Here is an 839-nt window from a genome sequence, read left to right on the forward strand (position 1 = left end):
ACCAGAACCTGGCCACGCTCAACGTCGTCACGCTTGGTACCACGCAGCAGAACGCCGCAGTTCTCGCCAGCACGACCTTCGTCCAGCAGCTTGCGGAACATCTCAACACCGGTGCAGGTGGTGGTGGTGGTGTCACGCAGACCAACGATTTCCAGCGGATCCTGAACGCGGACGATACCACGCTCGATACGGCCGGTAACAACGGTACCACGACCCGAGATCGAGAATACGTCTTCGATCGGCATCAGGAACGGCTGGTCGATGGCACGAACTGGCTCAGGGATGTAGGCATCCAGAGTTTCTACCAGCTTCTTGACAGCGGTAGTGCCCATTTCGTTGTCGTCTTTGCCTTCCAGGGCCATACGAGCCGAACCGATGATGATCGGAGTGTCGTCGCCTGGGAAGTCGTAGGTGGACAGCAGGTCGCGAACTTCCATCTCGACCAGTTCCAGCAGCTCAGCGTCGTCTACCAGGTCAGCCTTGTTCAGGAAGACCACGATGTACGGAACGCCAACCTGACGGGACAGCAGGATGTGCTCACGGGTTTGTGGCATCGGACCATCGGCGGCCGAGCAAACCAGGATCGCGCCGTCCATCTGGGCAGCACCGGTGATCATGTTCTTCACGTAGTCAGCGTGACCTGGGCAGTCAACGTGAGCGTAGTGACGAATGTTCGAGTTGTACTCGACGTGAGCGGTGTTGATGGTGATACCGCGCGCTTTTTCTTCCGGAGCCGAGTCGATCTTGTCGAACTCAACGACTGCCGAACCGAAAACTTCGGAGCAGACGCGAGTCAGAGCTGCGGTCAGAGTGGTCTTACCGTGGTCAACGTGGCCGAT

Annotated in this window: 1 protein-coding gene; it reads right to left on the bottom strand. The window is 58.3% G+C overall.

What is annotated here, in order from left to right; genetic code table 11:
* On the bottom strand, positions 1-839 hold an 839-nt coding region (locus IAE37_RS28585), incomplete at both ends, for an elongation factor Tu (protein ID WP_201178795.1).

Origin of the sequence: Pseudomonas sp. S31, from assembly GCF_016648105.1 — a bacterium.
Classification (GTDB): domain Bacteria; phylum Pseudomonadota; class Gammaproteobacteria; order Pseudomonadales; family Pseudomonadaceae; genus Aquipseudomonas.